The following is a 16,577-nucleotide window of genomic DNA, read 5'->3' as shown; positions in this document are numbered from 1 at the left end:
GATGAAAGTCTCGCTCGATCATTTTCAGGCCATGCTGCCGCGACCGGCGACCGCCGAATGGCCGGACGGCGTCTTCCATGTCGAGGCGCTGTCCCACGGCACCATGACGCTGGAGATCTTCGCGCCGCGTGGCGAGGATCGGCAGCGGCCGCACGGCCAGGATGAACTCTACATCGTCGCGGCGGGCCAGTCGGATGTCGTCAGGGAGGATAAGCGCGAGCATGTCAGGGCCGGCGACGCGCTGTTCGTGCGGGCCGGCACGGAGCATCGCTTCGAGGGCATGTCCGACAACTTCGTCACATGGGTGGTCTTCTGGGGGCCTGATGGCGGCGAGGAGCCGGCGCCCTCACCCTCGGTCTTCGCTTCCGTCGACGCCTGACAGGCGTTCTTTCTCGTCGATCGGCGGCGCGACCGTGTCGCCCGGTCGCGCGCGGCGCTTCGCGAGCAGGGGAACCACCATCGCGATGCTGACGAAACGCACGACATGATGGGCCGCCACATAGGCGGGATCGACGTCGAACTGGAATGCCAGCACGGTCAGCGCCTCCAGAGCGCCAGGCGCATAGGCGAGCGCGACCTTCCCGAATCCGATTCCGAGCGCCACCACGGCCACCGCCGCCGCCGCCGCGGAGACGACCAGACCGATGGCAAAGGACCCGATGGCGGCAGGAAGCAGCCGCGAAAACGCGGCGATATCGATCCCCTTGAGCCGCGAACCGATGAGCGTGCCGAGAAGGACGAGGCTCGGGATCGCGAGCACCGGTGGAATCGCCACGGTCGAGACACCGCCGACGTGCAACGCCCCGCTGCCGATCAGAGCGCCCAGCATCATCCCGCCGGGCAGCCGGATCAGATGGCCGGCGAACGCAACCAATGCGCACAAGCCGAAGAGCAAGGCGTAGTCCGCGAGAGTTCCTTGCGTGCCGCGCGCCATTGCGACCACGTCGGCGCCCCCTTCCAGCCAGGCGAGGATCGGCGTCAGGGCACCGATCAGAAAGAGCAGTCGGACGCTCTGGACGATGGTGATCCGGGTAAGATCGGCCCGGGTTTCGGATGCTGCCGCGAGGACGAACGAAAGCGCGCCGGGAAGCGAGGCGAACAGCGCGGTGTCCTTGTCCCAGCGCAGCATGCGATGCAGGAAGGCGTGGGTCAGCACGATGACGACCCCGACGCCGAGCATCTGCACGGCGAAGGACAGCGGCCAGATGGCGATCTGCTCCAGCACGTCCGGCGTCACCCCGGAACCGGCCTGGACGCCGAGAACGAAGAACGCCAGCGTGCGCAATAACTGCGGCAGTTCCGTATCGAGCCCGGCGATGCTCGCCGCCGACACCGCGAGCACCGGTCCCAGCAGCCAGGCGACCGGCAGACCGAGCGCCGAGGCGGCAAGGCCGCCGAGCCCGGCGAGGGCGAGCGTTGCGAAGCGATGTGAGAGGGTGCGACCGTCGACGGCTCTCACGCCGCCCGGCCGATCCAGTCGACGAGACGATCGGCGGCGGCTTCCACCGCGTCGAGCCGCCGGTGGAAACAGGCCCTGAGGAAGCGCCGGCCGGATTGGCCGAAGGCCGTTCCGGGCGCGAGCACCACCCCCGCTTCGTCGACGATGCGGAACGCGGCAGCCTTGGTATCCTCGACGCCGTCGATCGCGAAAAAGGCGTAGAAAGCCCCGTCCGGCGGTGTCATCGACACCCGGTTCGGGACGAGGAGGCGCGCGGTGAAGATGTCGCGGGCCGCACCCGCGCGCGCGATCTGGCGTTCCACGAACGCCTCGCCTTGTTCCAGTGCCGCGAGCGCTCCGCGCTGCATGAAGGCCGCGACGCCCGAGGTCGAATATTGGATCAGGTTCTCGATGATGTCGCCGTAGGCCGCGTTGGTCTCGATCCAGCCGACCCGCCAGCCCGTCATCGCCCAGTTCTTGGAGAAGGAATTGACGAAGAAGATCCGGTCGTCCGCCTCCATCACATCGTGGAACGACGGCGCCCGACTGCCGGCATAAAAGAAGCGGCTGTAGATCTCGTCGGCGATGATGAAGACGCCGGCATCGCGGGCGATGTCGAGGATGGTTCGCAATGTCGCCTCGTCGGCCGTCCAGCCGGTCGGATTGGCCGGCGTGTTGACGAAGACCGCGCGGGTTTTCGGACCGATCGCGTCCTTCAACTTTTGCAGATCCAGCCGCCAGCCAGCCTCGGTCCAGCCGAGCGCGACCTCGCGCGCGGCCGCGCCCTGAAGCTCGGCCGCCGCCGCGAAATTCGGCCAGGCCGGACCGATGAAGACGACTTCGTCGCCGGCGCCGACGAGCGCCGCCAGCGTGATCTGGATCGCCTGCATGCCCGAACCGGTCACGAAGAAGCGTTCCGGCGAGGACGGCCGTCCGTAGAGCCGCGCGGTGTAGTCGGCGAGCGCGTGGCGCAATTCCGGCAAGCCGCGCTGCCAGGTATAAAAGGTCTCGCCGGCCTTAAGGCTCGCCGAAGCCGCCTCGGAGATGAAATCGGGCGTCGCGAGGTCTCCCTCGCCCGCCCACATCGGGATCAACCCCTCGCGCCCCCGCGCGTAGTTGATCACGGCGACAATGCCGCTTTCCGGCGCCGCGACCGCTTCGCGGCGCAACTGGGTCAAATTGCTCATGACTTGGCCTTCCAGGAAGGGGATCGCGGCGCGATGGGTTCGCGGATTTCGCCATCGCGCCTTGCGCGCGCCGCGTCAATCCCTCCGCACCACTTACCGATGTTTGCACGCGTCTCAGGCGCGCGGCGCCCGGTCGGTAGCGACCGCCATCAGGTCGCGGATCTCCTCGAGCAGCTTTTCCTGGCGCGGCACCTTGGAGACTTCGACAGGCTTGGCCTCTTCCTTGCGCTGCATCCGGTTCATGCCCTTGACCACGAGAAACAGGATGAAGGCGACGATCAGGAAGTTGATCGTCAGCGTCACGAACTTGCCATAGGCGAAGACCGGACCCTGTTCGCGGGCGGCCTCAAGGCTCGTCGCGGTCACGACGGAGGACAGGGCGACGAACTTGTTGGTGAAATCGACACCGCCTGTGAGGACCGCGACCAGCGGCATGAACAGGTCGCTGACAAGCGAGTTGACGAGGCCGGAAAACGCCGCCCCGATGATGATGCCGATCGCCAGATCGACCATATTGCCCTTGAGGGCGAATTCCTTGAATTCCTGAAGCATTCTTCGTCCCAGTATCGATAGCGTGGATTCGGCCGGTTGCGCGCGATCATACAAACTCGCCGCGCCGGCACAATCGGCACGGTCGGCGGCATTCTCCCCGCCATATCTGGACTTGCGGCGGTGCCGGTGGTTCTGTTCGCCGACAGACGGCGGACCTCATCCGCCGTGGGAGGCTGGATGTGAACAGCGGCATCATCGTCGTCACGGCGATCGCCTATCTGCTGTTGCTGTTCGCCGTCGCCTGGTGGGGCGACCGGCGGGCCGCGGACGGCCATGCGAGCCCGAGTCGGCCTGGCGTCTACGCGCTCAGTCTCGCCGTCTATTGCACCTCCTGGACCTTCTTCGGATCGGTCGGCGTCGCCGCGCGGGACGGCCTATCCTTCCTGGCGATCTATCTCGGTCCGATTCTCGTGTTCCTGCTCGCGCCAGCCTTCATCGAGCGGCTGATCCGCCACGCCAAGGCCGAACGCATCACCACCGTCGCCGACTTCATCGGTTCGCGCTACGGCAAGAACCCCTCGGTCGCGGCGCTGGCCACGCTGATCGCGATCATCGGCACGGTCCCCTATATCGCACTGCAGCTCAAGGCGATCTCCACCAGCGTCGCCGCGCTGGTCGCCCATTACCGCGCAACCCCCGAGATGCCGCCGCTGTTCAGCGACCTCGCCCTGCTGGTCGCCAGCGTTCTCGGCATTTTCGCGATCCTGTTCGGCACCCGGCACGCCGACGCCACCGAGCACCAGGACGGTCTCGTCCTCGCCGTCGCGATGGAATCGATCGTCAAGCTCGCCGCCTTCCTGGCGATCGGGATCTGGGCCACGTTCGTGCTGTTCGAGCCCGGCGAACTCTGGAGCGCCGCACTGGCGAGCCCCGGCGTGACCAGCGCCTTCAGCTCCGAAATCGGCGGCCGCTTCCTCGCCTCGATGGGCCTGAGCGCGCTAGCCATCCTGCTGCTGCCACGCCAGTTCCACATGACCGTCGTGGAAAACCGCACGCGCGAGGAAATCCGCCGCGCCCGTTGGCTGTTTCCGCTCTATCTCGTTCTGATCAACATCTTCGTCGCCCCGATCGCCGCCGCCGGCCTGATCAAGCTCGGCGGCACGGTCGACGCCGACCTCTACGTGCTGTCGCTGCCCCTTTCACAGGGCCAGGACACGCTGTCGCTCGTTGCCTTCATCGGCGGCCTCTCGGCCGCGACCGCCATGGTCATCGTCGCCAGTGTCGCGCTGTCGATCATGATCTCCAACGATCTCGTCCTGCCATGGCTGCTCAAGCGCCGCGGCCCGGGCATCGACACCCGCCAGGACGAAACCCGGCTGATCCTCAATGTGCGCCGTTCGGCGATTCTCGTCGTGGTGTTTCTGGGATACGGCTATTACCGCTTCGCGGGGACCGGCAGCGGTCTTGCCTCGATCGGGCTACTGTCCTTCGCCGCCATCGCACAGCTCGCCCCGCCCTTCCTCGCCGGCCTGTTCTGGAAGCGGGCGAATGCGCGCGGCGCCATGGCCGGGCTCGTCGCCGGCATCCTCGTCTGGGCCTATACGCTGCTCCTGCCGGCGATCCAGACGCCGACGGCGACCGGCTCGCTTGCGGCGGCCGCAGCGGCCACGCCGGACATCGATCCGCTGCTGTTCGGTTGCCTCGTCAGCCTTCTTGCCAACACCGCTTGTCTGGTCATCGGCTCGCTCAGCCGCCCAGCAACACCACTGGAGCGGATTCAGGCGGCGATCTTCGCGGCAAAGGACGCCGGCCCGACCGCCGGATCACGCCGCACCCGCTCCGGTGTCAGCGTCGGCGAGTTGACGGCGACCATCGCGCGCTATCTCGGCGCCGAACGCACCGAACGATCGCTGGCGCGCTTCGCCGAGGAGGAAGGCCGCATTCTCGACGCCGACGCGACCGCCGACAGCGCGACGATCCGCTTTTCCGAACAGCTTCTGGCCTCAGCGATCGGCTCGGCCTCGTCCCGCCTGGTCCTGTCGCTGCTGTTCCAGCGGCACGCCGATTCCAGCCGGTCGGCGCTGCGGCTTCTCGACGACGCCTCCGAAGCGCTGCAATACAATCGCGACCTCCTCCGGATCGCTCTCGATCAGGTCGACCAGGGGTTGGCGATCTTCGATTCCGACTATCGGCTGACCTTCTGGAACCGCCAGTTCCGCGACCTTGTCGGTCTATCACCGGATTTCGGCCAGATCGGCACGCCCTTCACCGTCGTTCTCGACGAACTTCTCGACGCCGGCGAGATCGATCGCGAGGAATACGAGGCGAGCTTCCAGAGCCTGACACGCGCCCCGGCCTTGCGCCAGATCGGCCTGAAGCGCTCCGGACGCGTCCTGGAGTTCCGCGCCAACCGGATGCCGGAGGGCGGGCTGGTGGCGACCGTCTCCGACATGACGGAGCGCGTCATGCAGGCCGCGGCATTGCGCGAGATGAATGAAAGCCTGGAGGAACGGGTTCGTGTGCGCACCGGCGAACTTCTGACCGCCAACAACGAACTCGCCAAGGCCCGTCAGGTCGCCGACGCGGCCAATCTCGGCAAGACGCGGTTTCTCGCCGCCGCCGGGCACGACATCCTGCAGCCGCTCAACGCCGCGCGGCTCTATGCGGCCGCGCTTCAGGAGCGTCAGGACACCGGTGCCGGCAGGGAGATCGCCGCCAATATCGGCTCATCGCTGGAGGCCGTCGAGGCGATCATCAGCGCGGTCCTCGACATTTCCCGTCTCGAGGCCGGCGGAATGCAGGCCAAGGTCGAGGAATTCCCGCTCGACCGGCTGCTGCGCCAGATCGAGACGGACATGCGTCCGCTGGCCGAGGAAAAGGCCATCGTGCTGCGCTTCGTGCGCACCAGCGCCGCCGTCCGCTCGGACCGTAACCTGCTCCGACGCCTGATCCAGAACCTCGTCTCGAACGCCATCAAATACACAAGGGCGGGCAAGGTCGTCGTCGGGGTCCGACATCGCGTCGGCGGCAGCCTCGACGTCGAGATCGCCGACAGCGGCATCGGCATTCCCGCCGACCAGTTGGAAACGATCTATCAGGAGTTCGTGCGTCTGGATGAAGGGAGCAGAACCGCACGCGGGCTTGGCCTCGGCCTGTCCATCGTCGACCGCATCGCGCGGGTACTCGACCATTCGGTGGAGGCCACTTCGGAACATGGACGGGGAACACGCTTCCGCATCACGCTGCCGGTTGCCGAGGCCAGGCCTGTGCTGCTGACGGAAACGCCGCTGTTGCCGGCCCGATCGGGTCTGGCGCTGGCCGGCACGCGGGTGCTTTGCATCGACAACGAGGTCGCCATCCGAGAGGGAATGCGGGTCCTTCTCACCGGCTGGGGTTGCCGGGTCGACGCCTTCGGCTCGCCGGAGGAAGCCGTCAACGCGCTCGGCAACCGCAGCCTTGTGCCCGATATCGCGCTTGTCGATTACCATCTCGACGACGGCAACGGGCTCGACGCCATCGGCTTGCTGCGCAGGGCGCTCGATCCGCAGCTTCCGGTGATCCTCGTCACGGCGGATCGGTCGCCGGACCTGCGTGAACAGGCCCTCGCCATGGACGTCGATGTGCTGACGAAGCCGCTGAAGCCCGCCTCGCTCAGGGCCGCGATGGGCCGCAAGAGCAGGCGCCGCGAAGCGGCCGAATAGCCGAGCCCGACGCCCGGCCCCGGCGTTCTCAGGCCGCGAAGCCGCCTTCCAGATCGATGCCGAGCTTGGAGAGGCGGATGACCGCCTGTGTGCGACTGTCGACGCCGAGCTTCAGGAGGACGGCGGAGACATGCGCTTTGATCGTCGCCTCCGATATGCCGAGTTCATAGGCGATCTGCTTGTTGAGGAGACCCCGGCCGAGCATCGTCAGCACCCGCGTCTGCTGCGGCGTCAGCGTCCGGATTCGCCGGATCAACTGCGTGACTTCGGGGTCGCGCTCGGCGTCGAGTGAAATGTCCGGCGGCAAAAAGACCGCGCCGGCGAGAAGCGACAGGATCGCCTGACGGATCGTGTCGAGGCTAGACGATTTCGGGATGAATCCCGAGGCGCCTAGGTCGAGGGCCCGCGCCACGATCGGCGCGTCTTCGCTGCCGGAGACGATCGCGATCGGCACGGCGGGATGATCGGCCCTGAGCAGCGCCAGACCGGACAGGCCGCTAGTGCCCGGCATATTCAAGTCGAGCAGCAAGAGATCGGCCTCCGGATTGGCCGTGAGCGCCGCCGCGGCCTGGTCGAAATCCGCCGCCTCGACAATATCGGCCGGGTCCGGCAGCGCCGACAGGATTTCCCGCAGGGCGCCGCGAAACAGTGGATGGTCGTCGGCCACGATGAAGACATGGCTCATGTCCGTTGTTCCTCCCGTCGTCTTCCCGCAGCCGCCATGACCATGCCGCGGCAGGTCCTCCCGCCGTTCAGGCAACGCGCGCCCCCAAGGAGACGACCGCACCTCGTTCCCACGTTCTTGACCGCCTTACGGTCCGGGATCAAGGCCAGGCGTCGTCAGCAGCCGATTCGATCCAGGCTTCCGGCGTAATGGAGGACGATTTCGCGCGAATGCGGCCGCGCGCGGTGCTCGACGACATAGATGCCCTGCCAGGTTCCGAGCATCATGCGTCCCGCCGAGACCGGCACCGCCAGGCTGGTCGCGGTCAGCGCCGACTTGATATGGGCGGGCATGTCGTCAGGCCCCTCGATGGTGTGTGTATAAGGCGCATCTTCGGGCGCCAGCCGGTCGAGCGCGCCGATAAGGTCGTGCTTGACGTCCGGATCGGCATTCTCCTGGATCGTCAAGGACGCGGAGGTATGCCGGATGAACACCGTGACGAGGCCGTCGCGCACTCCCGCCGCCGTGAGACGCTCGGCGATCTGACGACTGATCTCGACCATCGACCGGCCAGGCGTCGAAATTCGCAAGGTTTCGATATGTTGGCGCATGGCGGGCTCCCTGCATCTGACGTCCGTTCGATCGCACCGGCCACCTCGACCCTACAACCCGTCCTCAAACGTCCTAGCTTCTTTCCCCGGCAACAGGGAAATGGCAATGACACAAGCGCGCGTGACGATCGATCCAACAGTCTTCGACCCGGCTGAGACGGATCCGGAGATCGTCGAACTGAATGACAGGATCATCGCCGAACAGAAAGTTCTGCCCAGCCCCTGGTCGATGCCGGTCGAGCGGGTTCGGGAGCTGCGCAAGGAAGGGCGCGGCGTGTTCCCTGCCGCGCCGAAGGACAAGGCCGCCGAGACGATCGTCCATATCGGCAGCGCCGGACGCGAGATCGCGGTTCGGGTGCTGAGGCCCACGGACGGCGCGACGCGCGGCACCTTTCTGCACATTCACGGCGGCGGCTGGGTGTTCGGCGGGTCCGAGGAAGCCGACCCGCGGCTGCGGCGGCTTGCCGACAACACCGGGCTCACCGTCGCCTCGGTCGAATACCGGCTGGCGCCGGAAGATCCCTTCCCGGCCGCTTTGCATGACTGCGCCGATATCGCGCTGGCACTGGCGAACGGCCATCTGGCCGACCTTCCGCGCGGCTATCTGGCGATCGGCGGCGAGTCGGCCGGCGCGCACCACTCGGTGCTGACCCTGCTCCGGTTGCGCGACGAATACGGCATAACACCGTTCAAGGCCGCCAATCTCGTCGCCGGTTGCTACGATCTGTCGCTGACTCCCAGCGTGCGCAATTTTGGCGACGAACGCCTCATCCTCAACACTGACGACGTGAAGGAGTTCGTCCTGCGGTTCGTGCCGGAGAACTATTCCCTCAAAGATCCCGCCGTCTCGCCGCTTTACGCCGATCTGAACGGCCTGCCGCCCGCTCTGTTCAGTTGCGGAACCCGCGATCTCCTCATCGACGATACGCTGTTCATGGCGGCGCGCTGGGTTTCCAGCGGCATCGAAGCGGAACTGGCGCTGACCAATGGCGGGGCACATGTCTTTCAGGCCTTCTCGACCAAGGCGACGGAACGCTCCCTCGACGAGATGGAGGACTTTCTGAAGCGCCGGATGGAGTTTCCGGTATTCGACATCCCGGCGTGACCCGGATGCTCGTCAGGTGCGGCCCGGCTCGGCCCCGCCTTCCGTCTTGTCCGGATCGGAGCCCAGATCGCGCTCCAGTTCACGGACGATATCGGCGAAGCCGCGAAAGACCTGCCGCATCGTCTTGATCGCCTGGTCGGCCGTTTCGTCCGCACCCTTCAGGACGCGTTTGCCGCCCTCGAGCGCCTCCACCCGCGCTTCGAGATCGGCGATCCGGTCGGCATCGCGCTGCTGGCCGTCGCTCGAGCCCTTGCAGACCAGAGCCTCGCCCTCGATCCGGCACAGCTCGACCGCTCCGGTCTGTGTATCGAGCCGCGCGATACCGCCCTCGACCGGCTGCATCTGATAACGGCCGCCGCCGCTGTCGAGGATCGACTGGGCGGAAGCCGGCACGGCAGCAACCATGCCGGCGACGAAGAGGGCTGAGACGATTCGGGACATTATCGCTGGCTCCATCAATGCGGCCATGCCGCCCTTGCGAGGCGTCGCAGGCAACCGGAAGCGTAAACCCACCGCGTGACCGTCTCAAGGCAGCCGGTGATTGACCTTGCCGCGCCGCTCTGGCACCGGTTCGTCATGGATCAAACCATCTACAAGATCGCGCCTCGACCGCTCTGGGAAGCCGCCAAGGCGAAAGGTCGCTTCGACGGGGCGCCCGTCGACGAAGCCGACGGCTTCATTCACTTCTCCTCCGGCGGGCAGGTCCGCGAAACCGCGGCCCGGCATTTCACCGGTCAGGACGATCTGGTGCTGATCGCGGTCGACCCGGACAGACTGGGCGACGCGCTGCGCTTCGAAACATCACGCGGCGGCGCGCTGTTCCCGCATCTTTACGGCCCGCTTCCTCTCGATGCTGTGGTCTGGGTCGAGGATCTGCCGCTGGGCGTCGACGGCGGTCACCAGTTTCCCGGCTCGGTCAGATGAATCGCCTCTACCGGCTGGCCCGTCCGGCCCTGTTTCGCCTCGACCCCGAACGCGCCCACGCCCTGTCGATCGCCGCCTTGAAGCGCGGGCTGATGCCGCGGGTCAACACCCCCGTCGACAACCGGCTGCGGACCGTCGTCGCCGGCATCGCCTTTCCCAATCCGCTCGGCCTCGCCGCCGGCTACGACAAGAACGCCGAGGTTCCGGACGCGGCGCTGCGGCTCGGCTTCGGCTTCGTCGAAGTCGGCACGGTGACGCCGCAGCCGCAGGAGGGCAATCCGAAGCCCCGCATCTTCCGCCTCGAAAAGGCGCACGCGATCATCAACCGGCTCGGTTTCAACAATGACGGCCACGCCGAAGCGTTCGAGCGGCTGGAAGCGCGCATCCGCAAGGCCGGGATCGTCGGCGTCAACATCGGTGCCAACAAGGATTCCAAGGATCGGGTCGCCGACTATGTGGAAGGCGTCAACCGCTTCGAGGCCGTCGCGAGCTATTTGACGATCAATATCTCCTCGCCGAACACGCCGGGGCTGCGCGCCTTTCAGACCGGCTCGGACCTCGATCGGCTGCTCAAGGCGGTGGTGGCCGCCCGCGACGGCTATGCCGCGCTGTCGGGCGGTCCGGCCAAGCCGCTCTTCCTCAAGCTCGCTCCGGATCTGGCCTCCGAGCAGATCGAGGAGATCGTCACCGCCGTCCGCAAGCGGCGGATCGACGGGTTGATCGTGTCGAACACGACGCTGTCGCGGGCGGGCGTTGTCGGCGAGCCGCACGCGCTCGAAGCCGGCGGCCTGTCGGGCCGACCGCTGATGGACCGCTCGACCTATGTGCTGGCGCAATTTAGGCAGGCGCTCGGGCCGAAATTTCCGCTGATCGGCGTCGGCGGCGTGGAAGACGCCCGCACGGCGCTGCGCAAGATCGAGGCGGGCGCCAATCTCGTGCAGCTCTATACCGGCCTCGTCTATGGCGGGCCCGAATTGCCGAACCGGATTCTCAAGGAGATGGTCCGCTATCTCGACAGGGCCGGGCTGGATCATATCGCCGAGTTGCGCGGCAGCCGGACCGACGAGATCCTCGCCTCGCCGCCGCCGCTCGACTGAGTGGATTCAGGTAGCGGCCGTCCCGAAGGTTTCGGCCCGGCGGCGCGGCAGCAAAGCCATGAGGCTGACGCCGCGAAAGCCGAGGAAGACCAGCAGCGCGGCCCACAGCCCGTCATTGCCGAAGACCGGCGATAGCGCGTAGGCGCTAATGGCGAAGATGACGAAGGAGGCAATCATCATGTCGCGCATCGTCCGCGACCATGTCGCGCCGATGAAGATGCCGTCCATGATGAAGGCGAGCGCCCCGGCAAGCGGCGTCAGCGCGGCCCAGAAAAGATAATCGCCGGCGGCCGCGCGAACGGTCAGGTCCGTCGTCAAAACAGCGATCAGCGCTTCACCCGAAATCAGGAACAGCGCCGACAGGGCCAGCGACAGCCCCAGCCCCCAGGCGAGCGTCAGCTTGACCGCCCGATCGAAGGCCGGCCGGAATCGCGCCCCGACCGAACGTCCGACGAGCTGCTCGGACGCCGTCGCCATGCCGTCGAGGAAATAGCCGCCGACGAGGAAAAAGTTCATCAAGATGCCGTTGGCGGCCAGCGTCAACGCGCCGGTGCGGGCGCCGAGGCGGGTAAACAGCACGAAGGCGCCGAGCAGGCAGAAGGTGCGGATCATGATATCGCGATTGACCGCGATCATCCGCGCGATGCCCCGCCGCTCGAAGACGCGGGCCGGCGACGGTCGCTCGGCGCGATCGAAGCCGCGTGCGACCACCGCGAAGCCGACCAATGCGCCCACCGCCTCGCCGCAAACCGTCCCGACCGCGACCCCGGCGATGCCGTATTCCATGACGAGGCCGAACAGGATCGACAACGCGATATTGGTGCCGTTAACGACGATCTGCAGCGCAAGACCAAGCCCGCCGCGACCCCGGCCGAGCACATGGCCGAGGATCGCGTAATTCGCCAGCGCGAAGGGCGCCGAAAACATCCGCAGGAAGACGTAGAGCCGGGTCGTGTCGGCAACCCCCGGTCCCGGCGCGATCGCCAGCAGTCCGAGCGACGTCACCAGCGGCTCGGCGAGGATCAGCAAAAGGCCGATCCCCAGCGCGAGGACCATGGCGCGCCAGAACACCGCCTGCACCTCGCAGCCATTCGCCTCGCCCACCGCCTGGGCGGTGAGGCCGGTCGTGCCCGATCGCAGAAAGTTGCAGGTGGCGAAAGCGAAATCGAAGATCAGCGCGCCGACGACGAGCCCGCCCAGCGCCGTCGCGTCGCCGACGCGTCCGACGATGGCCGTGTCGGTCAGGCCGATGAGCGGTGTCGTCAGGAACGCCAGCGTCATCGGCAGCGTGATGGCCCAGACCTCGCGATGGCTGACCGTAAAGGGTCGCGAGTGCCCTGGCCCCGCTACCGGGCCGGACGCTGTCGCACGCTCGATCTGTTCGTCACCGTCACGTCGCATCGACGCGAATTCGCATTCCGCTCGAACTCGGGCAAGCGAAACCTTGTCGCGGTGTCACGAGCCCGAACCGCCCTATCTTGCCGGATCATGCCGGTTCCGATGATCCACCACCCCGCCTTCGACGCCGAATTCGACGCTCATCATCGCTTCCCGATGTCGAAATTCACGCGGCTGGTCCAGATTCTCGTCGAAGACGGCATCGTCGCGCCGGACGGCTTCCACATTCCGGCGCCGGCGCTGCCCGGCTGGCTGCGGCTCGCCCATGATCCGCTCTATGTCGATCAGGTGCTGTTTACCGCCGTGCCGCCGGCGATCGAGAAGGCAATCGGCTTCAAGGTGGACGAGCGGGTGGCCATGCGCTCACGCTGCGCCACCGGCGGAACGGTGCTCGCCGCCAAGCTGGCGCTCGCCGAGGGCCTTGCTTGCAACACCGCCGGCGGCAGCCACCATGCCGGTCGGGCCGGCGGCGCGGGTTTCTCCGTGTTCAACGACGTCGCCGTCGCCGCCTCGGTGCTCTTGGCCGACGGCGACGTGGGCCAGGTGCTGGTCGTCGACTGCGACGTGCATCAGGGTGACGGCACGGCACGGATCTTCGCCGAGAACCCGCGCGTCTTCACCCTGTCGATCCACGCGGCGAGGAACTACCCGACCGACAAGGCGCAATCCGACCTCGACGTGCCGCTCGCCGATGGCACCGGCGACATCGCCTATCTCGAATCACTCGGAGCGGCGCTGACCGAGGCGACGCGGCAAGGTCGGCCGGAGATCGTCTTCTACAATGCCGGCGTCGACCCGCACGCCGAGGACCGGCTTGGACGTCTGGCGTTATCGGATTCGGGGCTTGCCGAGCGCGACCGCGCGGTCATCGGCTTTTTCCGCGACCGAAACATTCCGGTCGCCTGTGTCGTCGGCGGCGGCTATTCGCGCGACATCGAGGCGCTTTCGCGCCGTCACACCATCCTGCACCGGGTGGCACGGGAATTCGAATGACGGATCAGCGCCGCCCGATCGCCAGCAGGCGCGAGATGATGAAGATCGGCACGACGATCGCGGCGCCGAGGATGAAATAGTCGACCGCCCGCTCCAGCGAGCCGAAAACGCTGACCCACAACCAGTCGAACAGGCCCACCACCCAGTCGACGATGTCCGCCGGGCTCCAGGACAGCCAGGACAGGATCACGCCGACGACGATCGACAGGAGCACGAGCTTGACAATGACGCCCAGTGGCGAGCCGCCCAGGAATCTGTTCACCCGTTCCGACATGATTGCTCTCTCCACTCCTCGTGTCTGGCGTCGGAGGTAAGCGGAGCCGCGCCATGACGCAAGGTCGAGGGACAGCGCGAATGCGGGAGACCGGCTCTCTCCGTATCACCCCGTCGGCCCGCCCGGCAGCATCGCCTGCAGCGTCTCCAGCCGGTCCGCCTCGAAGGCCGGCTTGTCCCAGCGAAGCCGCGAAACCCGCGGAAACCGCATCGCGACGCCGGATTTGTGCCGGCTCGACCGGGCCAGCCCCTCGAACGCCACTTCGATGACCAGGCCGTGGTCGGGCTCGGCCCGCACCGAGCGCACCGGCCCGAAGCGCTCGACCGTGTTGTCGCGGACATATTTGTCGAGCTGCTTCAGTTCGGTATCAGTGAAGCCGAAATAGGCCTTGCCGACCGGTACGAGTTCGGGATCGTCCATCGGCCCGGTCCAGACCCCAAAAGTGTAGTCGGAATAAAAGCTCGACCGCTTGCCATGGCCGCGCTGGGCGTACATCAGGACGGCATCGACCAGATAGGGGTCCTGCTTCCATTTGAACCACGGACCCTTCGGACGCCCCGGCACATAGGGCGAATCCCAGCGCTTCAGCATCAGCCCCTCGATCACCGGATGCGGCGGCGCGGCGCGCAGGCGTTCCAGATCCGCGAAGCGTTGGAACGGCACGAAGGGCGAGATGTCGAAGCGCGAGGGTTCGAGCCCGGCGACGAAGGCATCGAGCCGTTGCCGGCGCTCGGCGAAGGTGACCCCGCGGAGATCGCTGGTACCCTCCTGAAGGAGGTCGTAGGCGCGCAGGAACACCGGATAGCGCTTCAGCATGGCGGCCGAGACGGTCTTGCGGTTCAGCCGCTGCTGCAGGTCGGAGAAGGTGCCGACGACGATGTCGTCTTGCGGTGGACCGTCATGCTCCTCGACCTCGGGCGTGGCTGACCGGGCGTCCTTCGACGCCGCCACCAGCAACTCGCCATCGAGCACCCCGTCATAGGTCATGAAATCGATGAGGTCGGGAAAAGCGGCGGAAATGTCGTCGCCGGTGCGCGAATAAAGCCGCCGCGTGCCCCGCTCGGCCGTCGCCTGGACGCGGATGCCGTCCCATTTCCACTCGGCGGCGTAGCTTTCCGGGTCGATGCGCTCGTGATCCGGGACTTCCAGCGCCTGCGACAGCATCACCGGGCGGAATGGCGCCGCGGCGGCCGAGACCGGCTTCTCCGCCCGGCCTTCCAGCCACGCGAAAAGCGGCTCATAGGGCGGCTCCAGCCCGTGCCAGAGTTCCTCGATCTCGGCGATGGCCTTGCCGCCGAAATCGGCCAGCGCCTGCTTGGCGAGACGCGACGACACGCCGACACGCAGCCCGCCGGTGACGAGCTTGAGCAAGGCGTAGCGGCCGGAGGAATCCAGCCGGTCCAGCCATGCCTCGATCAGGGCGGGGCCATCCTTTCGCGCGGCGCGGTCCAGTGTTTCGACCACGTCGGCCAGCGTCGGCGGCGGGGCCGCCGCGCGCTGCGCGCCATCATGGGAAGACGGCCAGACCAGGGCGATGGTCTCGGCGAGATCGCCGACATAGTCGTAGGAATAGCCGAACAGCACCGAATCCATCCGGCTCGCCATCAGCGCCCGGAGCATCGCCGGCTTGACGCTTTTGATGTCGAGATCGCCGGTGATCGCGGCCAGCGCATGGCCGCGCTCGGGGTCCGGCACTGCGCCGAAGAAATCAACCAGCAGCTTGAGCTTGCCGTTGCGCGACGGCGTCAGCACCAGGCGATCGAGGAGTTCGGCGAATTGCTGCATCGGGCTCCGGAGACAGGTGGTCGACGGGGATAGATAGGGCGTCCGCGCGGCTGCTTCAGGGGGCGAAGCTCCGGTCGGCAATGGCCTAAACGGCGGGGGCAGGCAGCGGCCGGGCGCCGCGCATGCCGCGCAACCGCAGATGATGGCGCGCGGTAAAGACGGCGTCGGCGTCCATGCCGGGCTCGCGGATCAGCCATTCCAGGTAATCGTCGGGTACCTTGGCGATCTCGACGCCCTTGTGGCGACCGAAGCGGAAGCGCGCCAGCAGCGCCGGTTCGTTGGAGACCTTCTCCGCCCGCTCGAGAAAATCCGTAAGATCGACGCAGCGCGGCAGCAGCACGTCGGTGATCCGCCGCATGAGCACCGCGGTGCAGACCGCGTCGTGGAGCGCCCGATGCGGGTGCAGATCCTTGAGCAGCGGCGCGACCGGCGACAAATCGAGCGGCACGTATTTGATAAGGCTCTGCAGGCCGTGCGCCTTCACATGCGGGAATGCCCTCAGCGCCAGTTTGTGCGTGCACAGCCATCGGCCGGTCAGGCGCAGGCGCGCCTGGTCGAAGCTGGCGCGCTGGGCGGCGAACCAGGGCGCACCCGCGAATGGCTTTACCGCTTCGGCGAAGGGCGGCGCCCCGTCGAGCATTTCATCGGTGATCTGGTGGACCCTTCGGGCATGCGGGTTGATCGCCACGCCGGCCGGGTCGCAGAAACTCTGCATCGGGTTGCCGATATCGCCGGTCGAAAGATCCAGGTCGACCGAGCCGATCTCGATCACAGCGTCTTCTTCCAGCCGCTGGCCCGCCGTTTCGGTGTCGATCACCCGGACGAGCGGCACGAGCGGATCGGCGAACAACGAGGGCGTCGAGGCGACGGGCGGGAACAGGTCGGACATCGGTCGACAAAATCGCCCG

At 66.9% G+C, this 16,577-nt stretch carries 16 protein-coding genes; 6 read left to right on the top strand and 10 right to left on the bottom strand.

Annotated features, from left to right (window positions below):
• Position 1 precedes the first annotated feature (1 nt).
• On the top strand, positions 2 to 379 hold the full coding sequence (locus MJ956_RS00215; RefSeq protein WP_253962467.1) for a cupin domain-containing protein: 378 nt from the start codon (positions 2 to 4) through the stop codon (positions 377 to 379).
• On the opposite strand, the gene MJ956_RS00210 is transcribed toward MJ956_RS00215, so the two are convergent.
• From MJ956_RS00210 to mscL, 3 genes are all read right to left on the bottom strand, one after another.
• Positions 347 to 1,459 (bottom strand): AbrB family transcriptional regulator, encoded by a 1,113-nt coding sequence (locus MJ956_RS00210; RefSeq protein ID WP_253962466.1) that lies wholly within the window; start codon positions 1,457 to 1,459, stop codon positions 347 to 349. The two genes, MJ956_RS00215 and MJ956_RS00210, sit on opposite strands and share 33 nt — an antisense overlap.
• Positions 1,456 to 2,625 carry a pyridoxal phosphate-dependent aminotransferase gene (locus MJ956_RS00205; protein WP_253962465.1) on the bottom strand — a complete coding sequence of 390 codons (1,170 nt, stop codon included), beginning with the start codon at positions 2,623 to 2,625 and terminating at the stop codon, positions 1,456 to 1,458. The genes MJ956_RS00210 and MJ956_RS00205 overlap by 4 nt, the downstream gene beginning before the upstream one ends.
• 114 nt (positions 2,626 to 2,739) lie before the next feature.
• Complete coding sequence (gene mscL, locus MJ956_RS00200; RefSeq protein ID WP_253962464.1) at positions 2,740 to 3,177, bottom strand: large conductance mechanosensitive channel protein MscL; 438 nt, start codon at positions 3,175 to 3,177, stop codon at positions 2,740 to 2,742.
• Between the two features lie 179 nt (positions 3,178 to 3,356).
• Between mscL and MJ956_RS00195 the strand changes: the two genes are divergently transcribed.
• Complete coding sequence (locus MJ956_RS00195) at positions 3,357 to 6,818, top strand: hybrid sensor histidine kinase/response regulator (RefSeq protein ID WP_253962463.1); 3,462 nt, start codon at positions 3,357 to 3,359, stop codon at positions 6,816 to 6,818.
• 28 nt (positions 6,819 to 6,846) lie between these two features.
• Here MJ956_RS00195 and MJ956_RS00190 read toward each other — a convergent pair whose 3' ends face one another.
• Together MJ956_RS00190 and MJ956_RS00185 are read right to left on the bottom strand one after the other, a co-directional pair.
• Positions 6,847 to 7,503 (bottom strand): response regulator, encoded by a 657-nt coding sequence (locus MJ956_RS00190; protein WP_253962462.1) that lies wholly within the window; start codon positions 7,501 to 7,503, stop codon positions 6,847 to 6,849.
• Positions 7,504 to 7,658: 155 nt separating this feature from the next.
• Positions 7,659 to 8,093 carry a secondary thiamine-phosphate synthase enzyme YjbQ gene (locus tag MJ956_RS00185; protein ID WP_253962461.1) on the bottom strand — a complete coding sequence of 145 codons (435 nt, stop codon included), beginning with the start codon at positions 8,091 to 8,093 and terminating at the stop codon, positions 7,659 to 7,661.
• A gap of 106 nt (positions 8,094 to 8,199) precedes the next feature.
• Between MJ956_RS00185 and MJ956_RS00180 the strand changes: the two genes are divergently transcribed.
• A complete protein-coding gene (locus MJ956_RS00180; protein WP_253962460.1) occupies positions 8,200 to 9,198 on the top strand; it encodes an alpha/beta hydrolase in 999 nt (332 codons plus the stop codon).
• Between the two features lie 12 nt (positions 9,199 to 9,210).
• Here MJ956_RS00180 and MJ956_RS00175 read toward each other — a convergent pair whose 3' ends face one another.
• On the bottom strand, positions 9,211 to 9,639 hold the full coding sequence (locus tag MJ956_RS00175) for a hypothetical protein (RefSeq protein ID WP_253962459.1): 429 nt from the start codon (positions 9,637 to 9,639) through the stop codon (positions 9,211 to 9,213).
• A gap of 135 nt (positions 9,640 to 9,774) precedes the next feature.
• On the opposite strand from MJ956_RS00175, the gene MJ956_RS00170 reads away from it, so the two are divergent.
• Together MJ956_RS00170 and MJ956_RS00165 are read left to right on the top strand one after the other, a co-directional pair.
• Positions 9,775 to 10,122: a DUF952 domain-containing protein gene (locus MJ956_RS00170; RefSeq protein ID WP_253962494.1), complete on the top strand. Its 348-nt coding sequence runs from the start codon at positions 9,775 to 9,777 to the stop codon at positions 10,120 to 10,122.
• On the top strand, positions 10,119 to 11,219 hold the full coding sequence (locus MJ956_RS00165; RefSeq protein WP_253962458.1) for a quinone-dependent dihydroorotate dehydrogenase: 1,101 nt from the start codon (positions 10,119 to 10,121) through the stop codon (positions 11,217 to 11,219). Before MJ956_RS00170 ends, MJ956_RS00165 begins: the two co-directional genes overlap by 4 nt.
• A 6-nt stretch (positions 11,220 to 11,225) precedes the next feature.
• On the opposite strand, the gene MJ956_RS00160 is transcribed toward MJ956_RS00165, so the two are convergent.
• On the bottom strand, positions 11,226 to 12,620 hold the full coding sequence (locus tag MJ956_RS00160) for an MATE family efflux transporter (protein WP_253962457.1): 1,395 nt from the start codon (positions 12,618 to 12,620) through the stop codon (positions 11,226 to 11,228).
• An 87-nt stretch (positions 12,621 to 12,707) separates the two neighbouring features.
• Between MJ956_RS00160 and MJ956_RS00155 the strand changes: the two genes are divergently transcribed.
• Entirely contained in the window at positions 12,708 to 13,610 is a 903-nt protein-coding gene (locus tag MJ956_RS00155; protein WP_253962456.1) for a histone deacetylase family protein, read from the top strand.
• A 4-nt stretch (positions 13,611 to 13,614) separates the two neighbouring features.
• Here the strand turns inward: MJ956_RS00155 and MJ956_RS00150 are convergent, their stop codons facing one another.
• The 3 genes from MJ956_RS00150 to MJ956_RS00140 all read right to left on the bottom strand — a co-directional run bounded on the left by MJ956_RS00150 (position 13,615) and on the right by MJ956_RS00140 (position 16,558).
• Positions 13,615 to 13,872: a DUF6460 domain-containing protein gene (locus MJ956_RS00150; RefSeq protein WP_253962455.1), complete on the bottom strand. Its 258-nt coding sequence runs from the start codon at positions 13,870 to 13,872 to the stop codon at positions 13,615 to 13,617.
• Between the two features lie 117 nt (positions 13,873 to 13,989).
• Positions 13,990 to 15,669 (bottom strand): cisplatin damage response ATP-dependent DNA ligase, encoded by a 1,680-nt coding sequence (locus MJ956_RS00145; RefSeq protein ID WP_253962454.1) that lies wholly within the window; start codon positions 15,667 to 15,669, stop codon positions 13,990 to 13,992.
• 85 nt (positions 15,670 to 15,754) lie between these two features.
• Complete coding sequence (locus MJ956_RS00140; RefSeq protein WP_253962453.1) at positions 15,755 to 16,558, bottom strand: exonuclease domain-containing protein; 804 nt, start codon at positions 16,556 to 16,558, stop codon at positions 15,755 to 15,757.
• Positions 16,559 to 16,577 lie beyond the last annotated feature (19 nt).

The organism is Aurantimonas marianensis (genome assembly GCF_024195285.1).
Taxonomy (GTDB): domain Bacteria; phylum Pseudomonadota; class Alphaproteobacteria; order Rhizobiales; family Rhizobiaceae; genus Aurantimonas; species Aurantimonas marianensis.
The sequence above is the reverse complement of the archived record's forward strand: the minus strand, read 5'-3'. Positions and strand labels throughout refer to the sequence as shown.